General features: G+C 49.0%; 19 protein-coding genes. 15 read left to right on the forward strand and 4 right to left on the reverse strand.

The features are described 5' to 3' along the window. From K365_RS0104980 to K365_RS0105040, 15 genes are all read left to right on the forward strand, one after another. On the forward strand, positions 1-789 hold the full coding sequence (locus K365_RS0104980) for an electron transfer flavoprotein subunit beta/FixA family protein (RefSeq protein WP_024333752.1): 789 nt from the start codon (positions 1-3) through the stop codon (positions 787-789). A gap of 2 nt (positions 790-791) precedes the next feature. Continuing rightward, entirely contained in the window at positions 792-1,760 is a 969-nt protein-coding gene (locus K365_RS0104985) for an electron transfer flavoprotein subunit alpha/FixB family protein (protein WP_024333753.1), read from the forward strand. A 263-nt stretch (positions 1,761-2,023) separates the two neighbouring features. Next, positions 2,024-2,851, forward strand: a complete 828-nt coding sequence (locus tag K365_RS0104990; protein ID WP_024333754.1) for an ABC transporter substrate-binding protein — start codon at positions 2,024-2,026, stop codon at positions 2,849-2,851. A gap of 344 nt (positions 2,852-3,195) precedes the next feature. Then, positions 3,196-3,786 (forward strand): TetR/AcrR family transcriptional regulator, encoded by a 591-nt coding sequence (locus tag K365_RS0104995; protein WP_024333755.1) that lies wholly within the window; start codon positions 3,196-3,198, stop codon positions 3,784-3,786. A gap of 76 nt (positions 3,787-3,862) precedes the next feature. Beyond that, positions 3,863-4,474, forward strand: a complete 612-nt coding sequence (locus K365_RS0105000; RefSeq protein ID WP_245569136.1) for an MBL fold metallo-hydrolase — start codon at positions 3,863-3,865, stop codon at positions 4,472-4,474. Positions 4,475-5,022: 548 nt separating this feature from the next. Further along, the gene (locus K365_RS0105005) at positions 5,023-6,201 is read left to right on the forward strand and encodes a thiolase family protein (RefSeq protein WP_024333757.1); all 1,179 of its coding nucleotides are present in this window, start codon (positions 5,023-5,025) and stop codon (positions 6,199-6,201) included. Positions 6,202-6,203: 2 nt separating this feature from the next. Next, a complete protein-coding gene (locus K365_RS0105010) occupies positions 6,204-6,980 on the forward strand; it encodes an enoyl-CoA hydratase/isomerase family protein (protein ID WP_024333758.1) in 777 nt (258 codons plus the stop codon). 215 nt (positions 6,981-7,195) lie between these two features. Next, positions 7,196-8,467, forward strand: coding sequence for an oxidoreductase (locus K365_RS0105015; protein ID WP_024333759.1), 1,272 nt, complete (start codon positions 7,196-7,198; stop codon positions 8,465-8,467). A gap of 77 nt (positions 8,468-8,544) precedes the next feature. Beyond that, positions 8,545-10,608: a hydantoinase/oxoprolinase family protein gene (locus K365_RS0105020; protein WP_024333760.1), complete on the forward strand. Its 2,064-nt coding sequence runs from the start codon at positions 8,545-8,547 to the stop codon at positions 10,606-10,608. 2 nt (positions 10,609-10,610) lie between these two features. Next, entirely contained in the window at positions 10,611-12,353 is a 1,743-nt protein-coding gene (locus K365_RS0105025; RefSeq protein ID WP_024333761.1) for a hydantoinase B/oxoprolinase family protein, read from the forward strand. Between the two features lie 87 nt (positions 12,354-12,440). Further along, positions 12,441-13,178, forward strand: a complete 738-nt coding sequence (locus tag K365_RS0105030) for a CoA transferase subunit A (protein WP_029724949.1) — start codon at positions 12,441-12,443, stop codon at positions 13,176-13,178. A gap of 15 nt (positions 13,179-13,193) precedes the next feature. Next, positions 13,194-13,868, forward strand: coding sequence for a CoA-transferase (locus K365_RS0105035; RefSeq protein WP_029724950.1), 675 nt, complete (start codon positions 13,194-13,196; stop codon positions 13,866-13,868). 40 nt (positions 13,869-13,908) lie between these two features. Continuing rightward, positions 13,909-14,028 carry a hypothetical protein gene (locus tag K365_RS29315; RefSeq protein WP_084489744.1) on the forward strand — a complete coding sequence of 40 codons (120 nt, stop codon included), beginning with the start codon at positions 13,909-13,911 and terminating at the stop codon, positions 14,026-14,028. A 19-nt stretch (positions 14,029-14,047) separates the two neighbouring features. Further along, positions 14,048-14,188 (forward strand): hypothetical protein, encoded by a 141-nt coding sequence (locus K365_RS29320; protein ID WP_156887684.1) that lies wholly within the window; start codon positions 14,048-14,050, stop codon positions 14,186-14,188. A gap of 15 nt (positions 14,189-14,203) precedes the next feature. Further along, entirely contained in the window at positions 14,204-16,609 is a 2,406-nt protein-coding gene (locus tag K365_RS0105040) for an acetate--CoA ligase family protein (protein ID WP_024333762.1), read from the forward strand. Between the two features lie 50 nt (positions 16,610-16,659). On the opposite strand, the gene K365_RS0105045 is transcribed toward K365_RS0105040, so the two are convergent. The 4 genes from K365_RS0105045 to K365_RS0105060 are packed head-to-tail and all read right to left on the reverse strand — an operon-like array spanning position 16,660 to position 21,190. Further along, entirely contained in the window at positions 16,660-17,799 is a 1,140-nt protein-coding gene (locus K365_RS0105045) for an acyl-CoA dehydrogenase family protein (protein WP_024333763.1), read from the reverse strand. A gap of 28 nt (positions 17,800-17,827) precedes the next feature. Continuing rightward, positions 17,828-19,009 (reverse strand): CaiB/BaiF CoA transferase family protein, encoded by a 1,182-nt coding sequence (locus K365_RS0105050; protein ID WP_024333764.1) that lies wholly within the window; start codon positions 19,007-19,009, stop codon positions 17,828-17,830. A gap of 10 nt (positions 19,010-19,019) precedes the next feature. Beyond that, on the reverse strand, positions 19,020-20,219 hold the full coding sequence (locus tag K365_RS0105055) for a CaiB/BaiF CoA transferase family protein (protein WP_024333765.1): 1,200 nt from the start codon (positions 20,217-20,219) through the stop codon (positions 19,020-19,022). Continuing rightward, complete coding sequence (locus tag K365_RS0105060) at positions 20,219-21,190, reverse strand: NAD(P)H-dependent flavin oxidoreductase (protein ID WP_024333766.1); 972 nt, start codon at positions 21,188-21,190, stop codon at positions 20,219-20,221. Before K365_RS0105060 ends, K365_RS0105055 begins: the two co-directional genes overlap by 1 nt. Position 21,191: the final 1 nt, after the last annotated feature.

Below are 21,191 nucleotides of genomic sequence, written 5' to 3' on the forward strand. Positions count from 1 at the left end.
ATGGAGATTTTAGTGTGTGTCAAGCGGGTTCCGGATACAGCGGAGAACGAATTTGAACTCAATTCAGCGGGAAACGATCTGGACCGGGACGACCTGGTTTATTCGGTGAATGAATGGGATAACTATGCGGTGGAAGAAGCCATTCAGATTGTGGACAATGTGGGCGGGTCTGTCACGGTGGTCACTGTCGGGGATGACGAGTCTGAAGAGGTGCTGCGCCGGGAAATGGCCATGGGTGCCAACAATGGGGTTCTGCTCAGTGATGACGCGTTTGAAGGATCCGACGGCAAAGGCATTGCCGCCATCCTTAAAGCGGAAGTCGAGAAAGGCAAATATGATCTGATTCTCACCGGGGCCCAGGCCGATGAAGGGGCCGGCCAGGTGGGCGGTATGCTGGCAGCCATGCTGGATTATCCGTATGCGTCGCTGGTGAACAAGATCGAAGTCAAAGATGATACTTCCATTCATGTGGGCCGGGAGATCGAAGGCGGTAACCAGGAAATGAATGAAATTCAGCTTCCCTGCGTGCTGTCTATTCAGACCGGTATCAATGAACCCAGGTATGTGGGGATCCGGGGGATCCGCAAGGTGGCCAGTGTGGATGTGCCGGTGAAAGGTGCCGGAGATCTGGGCATCGATCCTGCGGCCGTGGGTAAAGACGGCGCCAAAACCCGGCGGGTGGATTATTTTGTGCCGGATCTTGGAGACGGTGCGGAAATGCTGGAAGGATCCACGGAAGAGATCATTGAAAAACTGATTGAAAAGCTGAAAGCCAAAGGAGGACTTTGATCATGACACAGATGTTTGCATATATTCCATTCAAGAACGGGGCTGCAGAAGATGTGGCACTGGAGTATCCGGATGCGGCAAAAAAAATAGACCCGTCTGCTGAAGTGACCGCAGTTGCGGCAGGAACGGGTGCGGATCTGGACAAAGTGGCCGATGCCATGACCCGGATTTATAAACAAGTCATTAAAATCGATCATGCGGATCTGGCGTATCCCAACGCGGAACAGGTCAGAAAAGCGCTGCTGGATGTACTTCCCCATGATGCAATCATTCTGCTGCCCCATGATACGTTTGGCATGGATCTGGCACCGGGACTGGCCGTGAAAATGGATTCCGCGTATGCAGCGGATATTGTGGATTTTGAAGGCCTGGACGGCCAGGATCTGAAAATGATCCGCCAGGAACTGGGCGGGGCTGTATACACCCATGTCACATCCGATGTTTCTTCCGGTGCGGTGATCACTGTCCGGCCGGGATCTTTTGCCCCCACCGAAGACACTGCTGCCGGCGGCTCTGTGGTGGACAAATCCGGTGACGTGAAAGATCTGAGTGCCAAAAGAAAATTTCTGGAAGTGGTGGTGGCTGAAGTCGGTGATGTGGATATTACCAAAGCCGATGTCCTGGTATCTGTGGGCCGGGGGATCGAAGAGGAAGAAAACATCGAGATTGCCCAGGAACTGGCCGATGCCATGGGGGCTGTGGTGTCCTGTTCCCGGCCTATCGTGGATGCCAAATGGCTGGAAAAATCCCGCCAGGTGGGAACTTCCGGACAGACCGTCAAACCCAAGGTGTATATGGCCATGGGGATCTCCGGATCATTCCAGCATCTGGGGGGTGTCAAAGGCAATCCCTTTATCGTGGCAGTGAACAAAAACCCCAAAGCCCCGATTTTCCAGGTGGCGGATGTGGGAATTGTGGAAGATATTCTGGAGTTCATGCCTGAACTGACCGAAGCGGTCAAAGCACTTTAAATCCATCCCGGCCACATCCCGTGTGAATCCGGGATGTGACCGGAAAAATTAAAGACAGATTAAGGCCGTGATGGGCATCTGCAAAAGGTGCCGTCACGGCCTTTTTTTATGATGTTTCGGCCGGGCACTCCCAGTAGAATGGATTTATGGTTATTTTAAGTAAGCATTGGTTAGTAATAATCAATAAAGATACTTTTCATTGACCATCAGGATCTAAAAGTGTATTTTTTTCTAAAAATAACACTTGAATAGGAGCGCTTTGTATGAAACGCCTGTTAAAATTGGTTGTGATGGGGATGATATTTTGTCTGTTCACTGTTCCGGCATGGGGGGAATCGGTTCGCGCGTTGATGATGGCCACCACCACCAGCACCGACAATACCGGCCTGCTGGAATACCTGGTACCTGAATTTACCCGAGATACGGGGATTGAGATGAAATGGGTGGCCACTGGAACGGGCAACGCCCTGAAACTGGGAGAAAACTGTGATGTCGATGTGTTGATGGTCCATGCACCGGCCGCGGAAAAGCAATTTGTGGCAGACGGCTTTGGCGTAGACCGGAAAGAGATCATGTACAATGATTTTGTGCTCATCGGTCCGGGGTCCGACCCCGCCCAAATCAAAGGCAAATCAGTCAGTGCCGCGTTGAACAAAGTGGTGCAGACCCAGGCAGGGTTTGTCAGCCGGGGGGATAATTCCGGTACCCATAAAAAAGAACTTTTTTTGTGGCAATCCGCCGGACTGCCCATCCCTGAAGCCGAATCCTGGTATGTTCAGGCCGGGCAGGGAATGCTGGCCACCATTAATATGGCCGGGGAAAAAAACGGCTATACCATGACGGACCGGGGCACTTACATCAAATATGAACACACCGCCCAAGGGAACCCGAAGTTAAAGATTCTGGTGGAAGGCGATGATTTTCTGAAAAATCAATACAGTGTCATGGCCGTGAACCCGGATCGCTGCGAAAATGTCAATTATGAGGCAGCCGTGCAGTTTTCCGACTGGATCACCGGTGAGAAAGCCCAAAATATGATCGCTGAATTCAAATTGCTGGATAAGACTTTGTTTATTCCCAATGCCAGGTAGATAAGCAACCCGGCATTTTTAAAGGATCCCCCCGGCTGATAAACACCGGGGGTTTTTTTGTCTAAAAAGACTTCTTTCAATTAAAGACATTCCATATTGCCAGCTGAAAAACGATCGGTATTTTTTGAACAATCAGAATTATGGTTTTCATCTGTATTTTTTGATAGTTTGGGCAGGCGATGCAAAGAAATTTAAAAGCTGTGATATGTGCTTTGAAATCGGCAAAAAATTTGATATATATCCCTATTAATAACTGGTAATGTAAAAAATTTTTTTGTTTACTGAAGAAAATTATTATCAAAAACAATGACCGATCGATTAGAATAAAAGTTAAGAGATTTCGAATGGGATATAGAAAAAAAACAGAACAAAAAATCATTCAGGCGGCAATTGAGCTTTTTGTCCGTAAGGGATATCATGGCACATCCATCAGCGATATCACCAGCAGAATCGGATTGACAAAGGGTGCTTTATATGCACATTTCAAAAGTAAAGGGGATTTGCTGATTCGAATTATTCATGAATATGAGATACAGTTCATAGACCAGTTGATTTTGACTGTTGACGCGATCGAGGGGGATGAAGTCGAGAAATTGAACGGTGTCATCACTTTCAGTTCAAGATTTGCGCTTGAAAATTATGAACTTTGTGTATTTTTGACAGTTCTTACAAGTGAGTTGAATGCCAATATTGATTTTCAACCCATTCTCAAAGCAACGTATAGAAAGCTGCAGCAATACATTAGTGAAATAATTCGAAAAGGAATTCTTAAACGTGTCATTGACAAGCAGGTTGATCCGGACCTGGCAGCACTGACTTTTATGGCTATTCAGGATGGGATACTGCATCAGTGGACGTTAAACCGTGATTATATCGATGGCAGACAGTTTGTCAAAACATTCCGGCACCTGTTCATCAAGGGAATGCTGCCATAACCGCCGGAAGAATCCTTTGCCTTGCTCTCAAAATGATCCGTTATCCATGACGCCTCAACAGATTCAAGTAGGACCCATGAAGGTATGTTGTTATCTGCTCGGGTGTGAAAAGACTGGCGCAGGCCTGATTATCGATCCGGGTGGCGAGGAGAGTCGGATTCTGGATATTGCGGAAAAATCCAATCTGCACATTGAAGCCATTGTCAACACCCACGGACATCCGGATCATACCTGTGGGAATGCTGGAATAAAAGCTGTAACATCGGCAAAGATCTATATCCATGTCCTGGATGATTTGTTTTTCACTTCCCCGGAATCTGTAAAGACCAGAAAGCGTTTGGGATATTCCCCCGCCCCTCCAAGCGATGTGACTGTGATTCAAGGGGACAAAATTTTTTTTGGTCACAAGTCTTTGACCGTTATTCATACTCCCGGCCACACCCCTGGAAGTATCTGCCTGCTCATGGGCAATCATTGTTTTACCGGAGATACGTTGTTTGTCGGATCTGTGGGTAGAACTGATTTTCCAGGAGGATCTCCAAATTCGATGCAGGACTCCATTTATAAGAAAATTGCGAAGCTTTCCGGTGATACCATCGTATGGCCGGGTCACCATTACGGAAATCGGCTGTCTTCCACGATCGCCGATGAAATGATTCGCCTTCGCTTCAGCATGGGGGCCGGATAACCAACCATCGTAGTCGTTTGCGTGAGATGCCTTTTATCAATCTGATTGTTCTTTGGGGGTCATTTCTTTAATCCTTGTTGTTTTCATGTCGCTGATAAAGTGCACCAAAACTGGTCGTTTCGTGGTTGTAAATACCAACCGATTGGTATTTCTGTTTGGCTTGCTTTGAATCCATCTTTTCTTAAGGTGTTTTGTTGCGGTGTTTTTTTGGAGAAAAATTCAGTACAGCAAAAAATTTATATAATTATATCTCATTATTTCAAATAGTTATTTTTATAAGTAACTTTCCCAATAAAACAGTGTATTCAAATCTTCCAGGAATTTTTAAAAAAATGCTTGACATCAATTTTTTTTTCATGATACTGAAAATACTAACCGATTAGTATGTTTGATATGGTTTGGTTGGTTGGAAGGTCTCAAGACTCATTTTTTAAGCAACAGAGGCTGTGACCCAGTTTCAAGACTGGGGAGTTCACAAAAAAAAGACTGGAACAGGCTTTTTTCGTGATGTTTAAAAATTCCATCTTCAAAAAAGGAGACAGTGAAATATGAAGGAAATAGTGATAGTCGGTGCATCCAGAACGGCTATAGGTGATTTTGGCGGTGCCCTGAAAAATGTGCCGCCCATGGATCTTGCTCGGCATGTGATTACATCAGTATTGAAAAGATCAAATGTCCAACCAGGCTGGATCGACAAAGTGATGTTCGGCTGTGCATTCAGCCCTGTTGATCAAAATATAGCCCGCAACGCCGCATTTAAAGCCGGAGTTCCTCAGGAAGCTCCTGGATTTACAATTAATGGTACCTGCGGGTCGTCTCTTCAGGCCATCATGTCTGGGGTACAGTCCATCTTATGCGACGAATGCGATGTCGTTTTGGCTGGGGGCGTGGAAAGCATGAGCAATGCGCCGTTCATTATGGACTCAGCTCGTTGGGGACAGCGTCTCAGACATCTGACGGCATATGATTTGGTCTGGAAAGGGATGCAGGAACCCTCTATTGGCGTTGGCATGGGGTTGACTGCTGAAAATCTGGCGGAAAAATATGAGATATCCCGGGAGGAGCAGGATGAATTTGCCTTATTGAGCCATCAGCGGGCCGCTCGGGCGATCAAAGACAAGAGATTCATTGAGGAAATAACGCCTTATCCCATTCCCAGCAGAAAAGGGCAGCCTGTTTCTTTTGATACAGATGAGCATGTGCGAAGCAATGCAACTCTGGAGGGAATGGCCAAATTACCGGCAATTTTCAAAAAGGGCGGGACCGTTACCGCGGGAAATGCCTGCGGCATGAATGATGCTTCTTCGGCAATCATCATCACGCATCGGGAAAAGGCAGATGAACTGGGGCTCAAGCCGTTGGCAAAGATCAGTGCTTATCATGTTGCTGGTGTGGATCCTGACTATATGGGGATTGGACCGGTTCCCGCTATTCAAGGGGTTCTGGCAAAATCAAATTTTGGTGTCAACGATATTGACCGGTATGAAATAAATGAAGCGTTCGCCGCACAGTATCTGGCCTGTGAAAAGGTGCTTGGATTGGATCGCGAAAAAACAAATATCTATGGCAATGGTATCGCTCTGGGTCATCCGGTGGGTGCAACAGGGTGTCGATTGGTGGTGACGCTGTTGTATCAGATGCAAGATCAAGGGTTGGAGTCCGGGGTTGCTTCCCTTTGCGCCGGGGGAGGGATGGGATTCGCAGTTCTTCTGGAAGGGGTATCATAAATATGAATTACACCGATATCCAATATGAAATTAAGCAAGGGATTGGTTATATCACATTGTATGGTCCCAAAAAACTCAACCTGCTGACCCGGGAGTCGATTGCTCATCTTGCACAGATTCTGTCAACATGTCGGGAAGATAAACATTGCAGGGCCGTTATCCTTACGGGTTCAGGTGAAAAAGCATTCAGTGCTGGAGCGAATATCGATATTTTTAGTGAAACCGGACAGGAGGCGGTCAAAGCAATTGATTGGTCGGTCTATGGCCAGGAAGCCTTTGGTATCCTAAGGAAACTTGGCAAACCGTCCATAGCGGCTGTCAACGGTCTGGCTTTAGGCGGTGGTTTTGAAATCGCGCTGTCCTGCACGTTTCGTCTGGCATCGCAGAATGCAAAACTGGGACTGACAGAGATTACTCTGGGATTTCTTCCCGGCTGGGGTGGGACTCAGCTTTTGACCCGTCTGGTGGGGAAAACAGCCGCCATGGAACTTATCCTTTCCGGAGATATTATCGATGCTGAGACCGCATATCGTCTCGGCATTGTCAGTGAGGTGGTTCCCCGGGAAAACTTGATCAGCAGATGTGAAACACTGGTAAACCGGATTATAAAAAACAGTGCGATTGCCGTCAAAAACGGGATGGAGGCAGTTGAGTATGCTGCAGATCTTTCTTTAAATCAGGGCCTGCTGCTCGAGTCAAAGCTGGCTGGTATTTCATGTGCTACAGAAGAATCAAAAGAACGGGTTACCGCTTTTCTGGAAAAGCGGGCAGGAAAATAAACCGTCAACTAACTAATAAACACGGAAAATAAATGAATCAGCTTTAATTGAAAAGGGGAGGTGATGCGGGGTTAAGGAAAATGATCAACGGTAATTTGATTCAATGTTGGCACCGACAGCGTTGGAATACGGCAAAAGGCAGTGAGGGGTAATAATTGAAGCATAATTGATGCTTCACGGCAAATCAATCAAACAGGGAAGGGAGACGCACTGACATGGCATATGACAAATTATTTGAACCGATCAAAATTGGATCAACCGAGCTTAAGAACAGATACGTAATGGCCCCGTGTAATTTTCTGTTTCCGGACTGGACTGGGATGATCACGGAAACGGACATCGCATATTATGTGGCCCGGGCAAAAGGCGGGGCCGGCCTTTGCATCGTCGGTGCGATTCTGTGTACGGACATCGGCAAGCCGGTGGCCAATATTCCCTGGCCCTATCTGACTTCCATCGAGCACATTCCCGGGATGTCCATGCTGGCGGAAAGTATACGAGTGGCCGGATCCAAAGCCATTGCCCAGATTCTGCCGGCCAGCGGCAGCCGGGGCAACCCCATGCGGGATGACGTGCAGCCGTTCGCGCCGTCCGAAGGTATCGATTATAAGTTCGGCACGGACCAGTCCCACGGCCAGGCGGAAACCATCATCACAAAACGGATGAAAGGCAAATGGCTGAAGGAAAAATACATGCGGCATCCCAAGCCCCGAGCCATCACAGTAGCGGAGATGGAACAGCTTATCGAAGAATCGGCCCGGAATGCCAAGCTGGCGGTACTGGCCGGGTTTGACGGGGTGGAACTGCATCTGTGCCATCACTATATTCTGGACCAGTTCCGTGATCCCCGGTTCAACTTGAGAACCGACAAATACGGCGGGAGCCGGGAAAATCGGAACCGGTTCATACTCGAATATGCTGAAGCGGTCATCAAATCCCTCCGGGAAGAGCGGGAGGATTTCACGATTGGTGTGCGTGTGGGCAGTGAGTGCGGCGGTGAGGGAGGCTATACGCTGGATGACACCAAGTGGCTGGCGGTCAAACTCCAGGAACTGGGCATCGACTATTGGAGCACGACCATCGGTTTTCCACCCATCCCAGAGGCCAAGATGGACAGCAAGGTCGACGGGGGATACCTGAACTGGTCAAGGCAGTTGAGAGATGTGGTGAAGGTTCCGATCCTGACACCCAGTGTGCATTCACCGGATCTGGCCGAAGAAGCAGTCACAAAAGGATGGACAGACATGGTCGGACTGGGACGTCCGCTGGTGGCGGACCCGGATCTGGTCAACAAGGTCAGGGAAAACAGGGTCGCCGATATCAACCGGTGTAAAAAGGACAATCTGTGCTGGGTGGGCTTTGACTTATGTCTGCCGGGCAGGTGTTCCGCCAACCCGGGACTGGGAAGGGAAAAATACAATCCCAGATACATGCTGACAGAAGGGTTCAAAGGGGCAAAAATGCTGCCCCATGTTCTCCGGAAATAATCTGAAAAATCTTTTTCACATTGGATAAAAGGGGTAACAGGCCATGAGATGGCATCAAGGGAACAAGGAGATCAACCATGTATAAGGCGTGTATTGACATAGGCGGGACGTTTACCGATTGTGTTGTTTCGGACGAACAGGGAAACTTTGAACAGTTTAAGGCGCCGAGTACTCCAAAAGAGTTCTCTCAAGGCGTGCTGGATGTGTTAGGAGTGGCAGCCAAGGGGTATGGCAAGGATAAAGAGGCGTTTATCAGCCAGCTTGGGTTGATCATACACGGCTCAACCGTGGCGACCAATGCGGTGGTGACACGAAATATTTCGAAAACGGCGTTGATCACTACAACCGGGTTCAGAGATATTCTTGAGATGCGCCGAGCTCTCAAAATTGAGACAAAATCAATGTATGAAGCCATTATTCCACCTTATGAACCGATCGTCCCCAGATATTTAAGATTCACGCTGGAAGAGGAAACCCGATTTGACGGGGAGGTGAGCAAGCCCATCAACCGGGCGGAACTGAAGCTTGTCATCGAGAAATTGAAAAGAGAAAAAGTGGAGGCGGTCGCTGTCTGCTTTATTAATTCTTATGCAAACCCTCAGAATGAAAAGGAAACGGCGGAACTTTGCCAAAAATTTCTGGGTGAAGACGTGTTTGTGACCTATTCCTGCGACATTCTTCCAACAATGGGTGAGTATGCACGACTGAGCACTGCGGTGATCAGCGCCAGTATTGGACCCATCGTATCAAAATACATGGGAAAATTGGAGAGAGGTCTGCAGAAGGCGGGATTCAACGGGCAACTGTTGATCATGCAGGCCAACCAGTTTGCTCAGTCCGTGGAAGCAATCAAACGAAAACCCGTCTACCTGATCGGTTCAGGGCCGTCTGCTGCACCGGCCGGCGGTGCATTCCTGGGAGAAGTTTTAGGCGAATCAAATTTTATCGGTGCCGACATGGGCGGTACGACCTTTGATGCCAGTTTGATTAAACAGGGTGAGGTGACGTTGACTCCAGGTGTATGGCTTAACGACGAGCGACTGGGAGTGAAGGTGGTTGATGTCCAGAGCATTGGGGCAGGAGGGGGGAGTATTGCCTGGATCGGTCCATTGGGATTGTTGCGTGTTGGTCCGCAAAGCGCCGGTGCTGATCCTGGGCCCTGCTGTTTCAACAAAGGCGGAACAGAACCGACCGTGGCCGATGCAGCGGTGATTCTCGGATATATCCCGACAGATGGGTTCTGGTATGGCAAAATGGAGTTGAATGTTGATTTTGCCAGAGCCGCCGTAAAAAAAGTTGCGGAACCTCTGGGCATGACCATTGAAGAAGCTTCCCAGGCCATAATGACAACAGTAAATTCATCTATGGCCAACGGAATCACGGAGATCACCACCAAAAAAGGGGTGGATGTCAGAGATTTCAGCATGCTGGCATTTGGGGGAGCCACGCCGCTTTGTTGTGCATTTATTGCCGATCTGCTGAATATTGATAAGGTGATCATTCCCAATTATGCGCCGTCGTTCAGTGCATGGAGTATGTTTTCTCTGGATATTGGTCGGGATTATTTAAGATCCTATATTTCTAAAATAGAAAATGCCGACACAAATGAAATCAACCGGTTATTCGAAGATATGATAGCGGAGACGCTGAGCGAGTTCGAAGTGCTGGATATATCCAGAAAGGATCTGACGCTCACCCGGTCTGCTGATGTTCGGTATGTGGGACAATATCATGAAATAGAGATGGGACTTCCTGATGGTGAGATAATCGGTGCGGATATTGAGAAACTGACAAATGAATTTCATCGGAAACATAATGATCTTTACACCTTTTCTCTGCCATGGGTGTCGGTTGAATTTCGAAATCTGCGGTTGATCGCAAAAGTGAAAAGACAAAAGATCAATGTAAAAAAAGTGGAAGCAGGTACGGAAGATGCTTCTTCAGCGATGAAGAGAATGCGCCCGTGTTATTTTTCCGAAGGATTTATTGATACACAAATCTATGATGGCAAAAAGCTAAAAGCCGGAAATATGATTCTTGGACCGGCGGTTATTGAAGAGCCTTTGACGACGGTGGTGATACCTCAGAATTTTCAATGCAAAGTGGATGATTTTGGTAATTACATTATGAGGAGAGTATAAACATGGAAAAGATCGATCCCATTACTATAGCGACGACCTGGCATGCCATACAGCGGATTTGCAAAGAAATGAGAGAAACCATTGAAAGAACGGCGACCAATGTTCTGGCTGTCACGCTTCATGATCTGGCTTACGGCATCTGGGATGCAAAAGGAAATGCCATCGCCATTCCGGAAGGATTTCCCTGCCGGTTGATTTCAAGTTCGTTCCCGATCAAAGCGGTGAAAAAGCAGTTTGGGGACAACATTCATCCCGGTGATGTATTTATGACCAATGACCCGTTCAATGCCGGAGCCGTCCATCTTCCGGACTGGGTGTTCATCTGCCCGATATTTTACGATGATGAACTGGTCCTGTTTACCTGTATGGGAACCCATGTGCCGGACAATGGCGGTTCGTTTCCCGGTGCTTATTATATCGCACATGATTCCATTGCAGAAGGGCTTCATATTCCGCCGATCAAATTGGTGGAAAAGGGCGAGATGAGAGAGGATTTGCTGGGCTTAATTCTTGCCAACAACCGATTGCCCGATATGATGCGGCGGGAGATAAAATCGCTGATCGGCAGCACCACGTTTGCACAGAAAAGAACCGTGGAATTGCTGGATAAATATGGCAAAGACACGGTATTTACCTGCATTGATGAAATGATCAGACGGACGGAAAAGGCGGTGCGGGAAGAAATTTCCAAGTGGCCGGACGGCATATATGTTGCGGAATCAAATACAGATGATGATGGCATTGAAATGGGAAAACCCGTTACCGTCAAATGCAAATTGATCATCCAGGGTGATGAAGCAACTTTTGATTTTTCAGAAAGTGATGATCAGTGCAAAGGTTTTGTCAATATGGGGTATTCTGTTCTCCAGAGTATGGCCGTAGCCACTGTGTTTCTTTTTCTGGATCCGGAACTGGCCGCCTATCATAACGAAGGAAGCTTGAAACCCTTACACATCGTTTCCAGAAAAGGATCAGTCTGTGATTGTACAGATGGCAGTCTGGTAGCGGCGGCGCCTTCCCTGGTTGGCGGCAGAGTGGTGGAGTGCGTGTTGTCGGTACTTTCCCAGGCATTACCGGACCACGCCATTGCATCTTATGCAGGCCCCAATGAACTGATGTTTATCGGCCATGATCCAAGAACCAATGAGCTGTATGTCGATGTATCATTCTGTCCGGATGCGGGTGCCGGAGCCGTGTATGGTTATGACGGGTATCAGTGTTTTGCCTGCGGTGGGACCTTGGGCGTCGTCAGTAAGGCGGATGCTGAAGAGGAGATGGTCCGGTTTCCCTGGCGTGTGACAAAATATGAATTCATGACGGATTCACACGGAGCCGGTAAATGGCGAAGCGCTCCTGGTGTGCGATGGGAAGCGGTGAACGAAGGGTCTGACTGTATTTCCAATTTAGGACCTTGTGACGGGTGGGCAACACAAGGTCCGGGTCAGCAGGGTGGACAACCGTCCCGGGTCAACGAGGCCTATGTGATTCGGGGGGATGAACGAGTTAAAATCAGACACCCTCATGTCATTCAACAACTGAAATCAGGGGATGTGTACGTCACTAAGACGGGCGGTGGTGCAGGCATCGGACTTCCTGAAGAGCGGGATCCCGAGGCGGTGAGGATGGACGTTAAGAATGAACTGGTCTCGGTGAGAATGGCCCGGGAAGTGTATAAGGTGGTCATTGATCCAGAAACATTTGAGATTTATGAAACAGCGACCCAGAAACTCAGGGGAGCGGTTTAGCATTCAATAATCAGTACCCTCGGCAGATTATCTTAATTAGACGGTTGATAGTATTTTCGGTAAAAAAAGAGGGGGAAGACAGCAAGTATGAACAAGGTATATAAAGATATACAGCAGGCTTTGAACGATGTGGAAGACGGCATGGTCATCGCGGTGGGGGGGTTTTTTACCGCCGGTGTTCCCAGAGGGCTTTTAAAGGCTCTGGTGAAAAATGGTTCTAGGAAACTCACCCTGGCTTGCGGCTCCGGTCCCCTGCTGGGGGCTATAGAAGAGGCACAGACGTTGATGGACAATAATCAGATTGCCAAAGTGATCGATTCCTATGCCCTGCCCCGTTCCATCAGCAAAGGGCTGGACAATGCCTTTGAACAGCACGTCAGAGACGGCAGTATTGAATTGGAAATTTATCCCATGGGGACACTGGCAGAAAAATATCGGTCCGCCGGAGCCGGGATTCCTGCGTTCTATACTCCGACCGGTACGGGTACTCTGGTCAGAAATACTCGGATCACAAACAGTCAGACCTGCTGTGCCGACAAGGAAACCCGGATCATTGACGGCAGGGAGTACGTGCTGGAATATGCGCTTAAACCGGATATCGCTTTTGTCCATGCGTATGCTGGTGATTCAGAAGGCAATCTTCAGTACCGGAAAACGGCCAGAAATTTCAACCATGTCATGGCCACTGCCGGAAAAATAACTATTGCTGAAGTGGAAAACCTGTTGGAACCCGGAGAGATTCTGCCGGATCAGGTGCACACCCCGGGGATATTTGTTCAGCGCGTCGTCAAAGTACCCCGGTCGCAGATTTCAATCGGTATATAGTTGGAAAGGACAACAATGAAAAAATTTGAAGGTCTTCCAAGAGAGATTATCGCCATGCGCGTCTGTAAGGATATTTCAGATGGGTCCTATGTCAATCTCGGGATCGGCATTCCCACGCTGATCGGCAACTGGATTGAGGGCAGAGATATTGTTTTACAATCGGAAATCGGTATGCTGAAAGCTGGACCCCTGGCATTTGAAGAGGATGTGGATCAGGACCTGGTCAATGCCAGCTGTCAGCCGATCATGGAAATGCCGGGAACCGCTTATTTTGATATCTGTGATTCGTTTACAATGATCAGAGGTGGACATGTGGATGTCACGGTGATGGGCGCTTTTCAAGTCAGTGCCAGGGGGGATTTCGCTTCCTGGAATAATCCTGACCGGGGACTTGGGAATGTCGGAAATATTGGCGGTTCCATGGATCTGGCAGCAGGTGCCAGCAACCTGTTCATTGCCATGGAACATACGACATCCCAAGGAGAGAAAAAAATTGTTGAAACCCTGACATATCCCGCCACCGGTGTTTGCAAGGTGAAAAAAATTTTTACTGACCTTGCGGTTATTCAAGTTACGCCACAGGGGTTGGTGCTGGAAGAATATTTTCCCGGAGTTACGCCGGATGAGATTCAATCGGTGACAGGAGCGAAATTAATTTTTTCTCCCGATTTAAGAGAAATTGAATTATAATGTTTCCAATGGAACAATCCAAACATTTAAGGAGGACAAAATGGCGACTGAAGTCGGTAAACGTTATTTATGCAAGAAATGCGGGGCAGAATATGTCGTGACCCGACCGGGCAAAGGAGACCTTTGCTGTTGCGGTCAACCTGTAGAATTAAAAAAATAAATATCAGAAGGGGAGTCAGATGTGTCAACTCGGTAAACGGTATCATTGTGAAACCTGTGGTGCTGAAGTGCTGTGCACCAAAGCGGGAGAGGGTGCCCCCGAATGCTGTGGGAATAAAATGAAGCTCCAGGAACCGAAACCGCTTCCATCCTCGGATTGAGCAAAAGGATCAGCCATGCATTATCAACCAGAGCTGCGAATTGATTTTGACGCGATTACGGTGCTTTTCAGGGAGGCGGAACAGCAGGGACGCGAGATATTGTTTGAGCATGAAACATATCGCCTGCTGGCGGATTCGGGTGCTGAAACACCACCTTCCGTCAATTTTGTGGCTAAGGGAAGTCAGCTCTCCAATGAAACGATAGATGCCATGCCCGGAGACAAGGTGGTTTTGAAAATTGTCTCTCCGGGAATTGTTCATAAGACAGAGGCCAGTGGTGTCCGAATTGTGGAGAAGAAGGCCGATAAAATTCGATCGGCCATGCGGCGCATGATGTATGAAGTGCCGGACACTTTGATAGATCAGATTGAACGGCAGAAAATTCAAGCGCCGGATGCGTATGAGGGATTGTCTGGCGATGATTTGAAAAATGCCATTGTCCAGGAAATTCTCGGTATTTTGATTGTTCAGTTCATGCCGCCGGATTCAGAATCTTTCGGTAATGAATTGATCGTCGGGATTCGAAATACCCGGGAATTCGGCATGGTTATCAGTGCAGGCTTGGGCGGGACAGATACGGAACTCTACGCGGAACGATTCCGCAAAGGCCAGGCCATTGTCACTGCATCCACTGCCATGACCGATGGATCTACCTTTTTTCGTTTGTTCAAAAAAACCATCAGTTACAAAAAACTGGCAGGATTGACCCGGGGGCAGCGGCGGATTGTTACGGACGAACAACTGGTCGAATGCTTCAGTTCTTTTGTGGCCATGGCAAATTACTATTCACCGGAAAATCCGCAGGCGCCCTATGTCATAGAGGAACTGGAAATAAATCCCTTTGCATTTACCGATTATCTGATGGTACCGCTGGATGGCATGTGCCGATTTTCCAGACCGGTTCCACTGCCGGCTAAACGGCCGTTTCATAAAGTGGGGCATCTGCTTCGTCCGAACAAGATCGGTATCATCGGGATTTCCACCGGAAGAGTGAATTTCGGCAGACTCATTTTGAACAATATTTTAGCCAATGGGTATAACTCGAAAGATATCCGTATTGTCAAACCCGGCCTGGATGAGTTTGAAGGGATACGATGCGTGCCGGATTTAGCCGCCCTTGATACGAAACTGGATCTGTTTGTAGTGGCGGTGAATGCCCAGCAGGTGCCTGATCTGGTGGATGAGATCATTTTACAAGATGCCGCCAATACGGTTATGCTTATTCCGGGAGGAATGGGAGAGACAGCGGAAAGTGAAGCGCGTGCCCGTCATCTTATGGATAAAATCCGTGACGCCCATTTAAAAGAAGGCGGAGGACCGGTGTTTCTGGGTGCCAATTGTCTTGGAGTGATCTCACATCCCGGTAAATATGATACCCTGTTCATACCAGAGGTGAAACTGCCCAAACGGCGGGGTGATCATAAAAGAAATACCGCTTTTGTCAGTCAGAGTGGTGCATTTATGATCACACGGTTGAGCAAATGTCCGGAAATTGATCCGGCATATATGATCTCCGTGGGAAACCAGAATGATTTGACGTTGGGAGATATTGTAAAATACCTCAAGGATGATCCGGATATCAGTGTTATTGCCGTTTACGCGGAAGGGTTCAAAGATCTGGACGGGCTGGAGTTCAGCCGGGCTGTGCGGGAAGCGGTTCAAAACGGCAAAGATGTGGTATTCTATAAAGCCGGACGGACTCCTGAAGGCAAAACCGCCACCTCCGGGCACACCGCATCCCTGGCCGGGGATTATACGGTCTGTGAATCCTGTGTGCAGCAGGCAGGCGGCATGATTGCACGGACCTTTCCCCAGTTTGAGAATCTGGTCATGCTTTCCCAGCGGTTGCATGACAAAAAGATCCATGGAACCCGTCTGGCAGCAGTCAGCGGGGCCGGTTTCGAAGCCGTCGGCATGGCGGACAATATCCGGTCTGATGATTATACCCTTCAGATGGCTGGATTCACTACCGAAACGACCCATGCACTTAGCAATTTCTTGGCTACCAAACGTCTGGACGGCTTGGTGGAGGTTAAAAATCCACTGGATATCAATCCGGCGGCTGATGATGAAACTCATGTCACCTTAGTGAAATTTCTGGCCGAAGACCCTAATGTCGATGTGGTAGTGGTGGGCCTGGATCCATTGTCACCGGCCATGAGGACCCTTGCCGAATGTGAAGCCAAAAAATATAACATGGATGACAAGGAAAGCATTGCCTTGCAGATGCCGAAACTGGCGTCTGAGTTGCAGAAGCCCGTGGTGGGCGTGGTGGATGGCGGATTTCTGTATGAACCACTGGTCAATGCACTTCTGTCTCAGGGAATGGCTGTGTTCCGGTCGTCGGACCGAGCGATTCATGCGCTGGCAGTCTACGTAGAAAGCCGGCTGTATGCAGAGCAGATTCGTTACACAGGCTGATAGAAAACGGCCTTTCACCTGCCGTGTTTTTCGATGAAAAACACGGCAGGCTATTTTTTGTCCGGTCTGATCAATGCGTTGGCCACGACAGACCGGTTGACTTCCAAACTCCCGGCAATGGCGGATGCGCCGGCAATGGCCCGGTACAAGCGTTCGACCTTGTAGGCTTTGGTATAACCATAAGCACCATGGATTTTTCTGGAAGTGTCCACAATTTCCATGGCTGCTTGAACCACAAAGATTTTTGATGCAGCCGCTTCACGGACCCAGGCGGGATCATTCACATCTTTGCGAAACGCTGCGTGATAGGTGACCCATCTACATGCCTGGAGCCGGGCATACATTTCAGCGATCATAAACTGGACACCTTGTAGACGATGCTGAGGGCCTGTCCGTAGGGCACGGGAAGCGGAATAGCTGATAGCCTCATCCATGGCTGCCTGGGCAATTCCCACACACGCGGCGTTCTGAAGTATTTTTTCGATGGCAATCCAGTACAGCAGAATGGCAAAGCCTTCGCCGCTGGACTCTAATACGCTGTCTTCCGGCAATCGGACATTGTCGAGATACACATCCACCGCTTCAATCCCGCCGCTGCCCATCAGTTCATATTGGTTGCTGCACGAATAACCCGGGGCCAGTTTCTCCATGACAAATGCCGTACATATCTCATTTTGATCAAGGGCATACAGGATTGCGTTTCCGGGCCGGGATCCAAAAGTGCTGAATCGTTTCATGCCGTTGACGATATGCCCATTGTTGTCTGGAACGGCGCGGGTCTGGAGCATTCGGGGGTCGGCACCTGTCTGGTCTTCCGTGAACTGGATACTGGGGATCTGCTTTCCTTTGATCACCGATGGCAGATATTTGCTCTTTTGTCGCTTGGTGCCATAAGTGGAAATGCAGTCGAGCAGACTATTGGTAAAGGCGGCATACCACCAGGCCCCACATCCGGAATAACTCAATTCCTCAATGGCAAGCGCACAATCAAAAAGGGTTGAGCCACTTCCCCCATAATCTTGAGAAACAATCATCCCAGGGAGGTGTAGGGCCACCATTTTTTGGATCAACTCATCGGGAAGGTACCCATTTCGATCCGTCTGTTCGGCGACCGGCTCCACCTCCCGGCGCACAAACTCTTTGATTGATTTTTTGAGAATTAGCTGTTCTTTGCTCAGATTGAAATCCATTTGAAATCCATGATTTTCCTGTGTTTGTTCAGCCGATGATTCCCTGTTGGATATAATCGGCAAATTCAGTTTCAGACAGTCCCAAAAGATTGACAAATATGGACTGATTGTCTTGCCCCAGCAGAGGCGAACTTTTCAAAGTGGCCCGGGGCATGTTTTTGAACCGGATGGGTGATGTGTCTGCGGAAACGTTTCCCAAAACCGGATGCTGCATCTGTGTGAAAAATCGCCTTTCACGCAGATGCGGGTCGATTGCCAGGTCATGGGCATCTTTAACAACGCCAGCGGGAATGCCCGCCTTTTGGAGAGCTGAAACAACCGATTCAGCGTTTCGAACAGCTGTCCATTCCCTTATGTGTGCGTCAAGTTCATCCGCATGCGATATTCGGGAAAACAGGGTGGTGAATTTTTTTTCCCGCATCCAGTCGGGATTGTTGAGCACCTGACAGAACGCAGCCCATTGATTGTCATCAAAAACAGCAATGACACACCAGCGGTCAGTGCCACGGCAGGGATAACACCCATGAGGGGCTGCCGGCGAATTTCCGGACTCATTTCCCCATGAACGGGGAAAAAGGTCCGGCTGGTTTGCCGCCATCAGCTCCGGTCCCAGCAGCGAACACATGACTTCATACTCTGAAAGATCGATATGCATCCCCTTGCCGTTGCGGGTTCGATATTCCAGCGCCGCCATGACGGCGATGGCACCATAAATTCCGGAAACAATATCTGCATATGCAAAACCCGATCCCACAGGCGTATTTTCATCGTATGCCGTAAGATGTGAAAATCCGCTCAAGGCCTGAATCGTGGCCCCGAAGGCGACATGATTTTTCCACGGGCCGGTATGGCCCATTCCAGAAAGGCTCAGCAGGATGATGTCCTTTTTCAGCAGTTTCATGTGGGGGTAGTCCAGTTTCCAGTTCTCCATCACCCGGGGTGAAAAATTTTCCACCACCACGTCACTGACGGCAACCAGTTTTTCGGCCAGATCCCTGGCTTCAGAGTGGGCCATGTTCAAAGAAATGCTTTTTTTATTCCGGTTCCAGGCCCCAAAATATCCTCGGGTATTATCTTCCGCACCGACCGCTGTTTTTTTAGACTGCACCTTGATGACTTCGGCGCCGAAATCTGCGAGCATCCGCGTACAGTAAGGCCCAGCCACAACGCGCGTGAAATCGGTGATTCGAATATCTTTGAGAAGACCCATGGCGATCCTTTTACAACACCCGCTGGCGGGTCAGTTTTCTGATGGTTTCTTCAGATAACCCCAGAAGGCCGCCAAAAATTTCATTGTTGTGTTCTCCGGCATCCGGGGCTTTCGGCTGAGGATCACACAGCGATGGGGTCAGTTTAAAGGGGAGTCCAGGATATGTGACCGCAGGGTTTCCTCCGGCAGGTATTTTTTTGAAGAACTGTCTTGATTCCAGTTGCGGGCTGTTTAACACTTCTTTGGGATTGGTTACAGGCGCCCACGGAAACTGCATGAGTTGCCCCATGTTGAAAAGTGATTCACTGGTATGGGACAATGTCCATTCAGAGACCACTTCAATGATATGCTGAATGTTATTTTTGCGATACTGAGGATCTTTCCATGCTGCTTCAGTCAGATCCGCTGCCATACCCTCACTGTCCATCCATCCCACCAGTGTGTCCCACTGTTCCAGAAGCGTCAGCTGAATCCATCCGTCTTTGCATGGCAGAATGTGAGTAAATCCGTTCCAGTGCAGACAGCCCTGTCGTTGAGGGATCACTTGTTCGGTGAAATAGCGGACCATGACGTGCTCAAGGGTGGCGGTCACGGATTCCTGAAGTGAAATATCGATATGATCCCCTTTTCCGGTGATCCGGACCTTGCGAAGGGCGATTAGAATCCCGAATGCGGCAAACAGAGATCCTGTCATGTATGACTGGTTTCCCGAATGTTTCAAGGGAGGGGCACCAGGTTTCCCGGTCACATACATCTGACCGCCGGTAGCGGCTGCCACCAGATCACAGGAATGGTCCCGGCTTGCCGGGCCGGTCTGCCCGAATCCGGTGACCGATACCAGGATCAGTTTTTGATTTTTTTCAGACAGTGTTTCATAATCCAGGTTGATTTGTTTCAGATACCCGGCCGGGTAAGTCTCAACCACAGCATGGGCATGTGGAACCAGTTCCAAAAAAAGTGCTTTTCCCCGGGGATGCTCGATATCCAGTGTGATTCCTTCTTTGTGGGTGTTGTTGAACAGAAAAGAAAGACGGGTGGATCTGCCGGAAAAATGGCTTCCATACCGGCTGTTTTTTCGGGGGCCGACCTCACCGGGTTTTTCTATCTTGATAACCTGCGCCCCCATTTGAGCCAGCACTTTTGTACAGAAACTTGCTTTTTCATCGGCAAGGTCTAAAATCCGGATTCCAGATAAAAGGGATGTCATCATCAAATACTTTGCATGTTTTGCAGGTAACTCAACAAATTATGGAAGTCACGGGTTAATTGTGTCATCACCTCTTTAACAGACACCACCTGCTTTATCAAGCCGGCCGATGTGCCGCAATATGCCTCACCCCGTGTCAAATCCCCTTGAATCTGTGCCGTACGGTTGGACCGGTATCCAAGATATGTCAGAAGCTCAGACTGGGAGCAGTTGCGTTGTTCCATTTTCAGAAGGGTTGCAGTGAAAGGTGCTTTCAGGCTCCGGGTGGGAATCAGTTTCCGGCAGGTTACCACAGTGCCGGTGTCTTTGGACTGGCAGATGGCCTGCTTGTAGTTTCCATGGGCGATGTTTTCCTTTACGGCAACAAAACGGGTTCCCATCTGAATCCCCTTGGCGCCTAAACAGAACGCCGCAGCCATTCCCCTGCCATCGACAATCCCCCCTGCGGCAATGACCGGAATTCCAACGGCATCCGATACCTGAGGGATTAAAGAAAACAGCGGTAGTTCATCCACACCGTTATGACCGGCCGCTTCAATACCTTCGACGATGACGGCGTCCACGCCGGCGGATTCCGCGCGCACCGCCTGAGAGACATTGCCGACAACATGCAGTACCCGGATCCCGCCGGATTTCAACAGACCGGTAAAAATGAACGGATCCCCGGCTGCCGTAATCACGATGCCAACAGGCTCATCCATCACCGTTGAGATCAGGTTTCCGGCAATGGAAAGGTCCAGGGGAATGTTGACGCCAAAGGGCTTTGATGTAAGCCGCCGGGTGGCGGCAATCTGATTTTTCAGATTTTCAACGGGATTTCCTTGTTCTGCCATGGCCGCCATGGGGCTGATGATACCCAGACCGCCGGTATTGCTGACTGCGGATGCCAGTTCGGCACTGGCGATCCAGAGCATTCCACCCTGGAGAACAGGGTGGGAAATGTCCAGCAGTCGGCAAACCGAGTTCTGATTCATC

Source organism: Desulfotignum balticum DSM 7044, from assembly GCF_000421285.1.
Lineage (GTDB): Bacteria > Desulfobacterota > Desulfobacteria > Desulfobacterales > Desulfobacteraceae > Desulfotignum > Desulfotignum balticum.